Source organism: Pseudomonas sp. R62, assembly GCF_000257605.1.
Taxonomy (GTDB): domain Bacteria; phylum Pseudomonadota; class Gammaproteobacteria; order Pseudomonadales; family Pseudomonadaceae; genus Aquipseudomonas; species Aquipseudomonas atacamensis.
In genome coordinates, this window is the sequence record NZ_AHZM01000920.1 from 1 (window position 1) to 815 (window position 815).

The window sequence follows — 815 nt, forward strand, 5'->3', positions numbered from 1 at the left end:
CTTGATCGTAGGCGCGGCAATGAGGGTAATCGAACGTCAGGAGTACGCCTTTGGCGGCCTGATCCTTGTCGATCACCGCCGGGTTGCCGAGCCCTTCGGGCAGACTGATCAGCAGCCCCGGATGATCGCCGGTGCCAGGCACATCATTGCCGCCGGGCAACGTGTCGTTGTAGAGGGCCCACGCTTCGATGGACTTGCTGTCATTGCCGGCGACGTTTTTCAGAATGTATTGGATTGTGTTGATGACGCCGTCGTGAAGTGCCCTCTGGAACACGGGAAAGACCATTCTCGCGTTGACGACTGTCTGTGCACCGCCGCTCTGCTCACCGTTGACGAAGAGTCTGATACTGCCATATTGACCAACGTCCTCAGGCGGATCGACCACCACCTGTACACCAGCGGCGTTGATTTCATCGCGCGTGAGCTCCGTGAATACGTCCAACGGCAAGCCATAGGTGACTGTCGGTGGCTCTGCCGGCGGGTCAGTGATCACGTTCTTGGTGGCAACAGGAATTATCACCGGATACAGCGTCATGACCGTGTTGTCGGGTTGCGTCTTTTCCATGGCACACCTTCCTGATGAGACGGCCAGGGAGGGCTGGCCGGGATGGAGACATCAGATACCGGGCGGGGGTAGTTGGCTACTGTCAGATCTGACAGTTGAAAGTGGGTTTGCGACGGACGGTAGGTCTGCACTCGGAGATGCGCAGGCCGATGCCGACGCACAATCAGCGGCGCGGCCGGGCTTCAAACCTGGTTGGAGACGGCAACCGTTCCCGCGCAGGTTCGACTCCGGCTGTCTTCCGCCAGTCTCC

General features: G+C 59.5%; 1 protein-coding gene. It reads right to left on the reverse strand.

All coding sequences use genetic code 11. The annotated features are described in order from the left end of the window. On the reverse strand, window positions 1-565 hold a 565-nt coding region (locus OQK_RS01115; protein ID WP_038860265.1), incomplete at its 3' end, for a hypothetical protein. Between the last annotated feature and the right edge of the window lie 250 nt (window positions 566-815).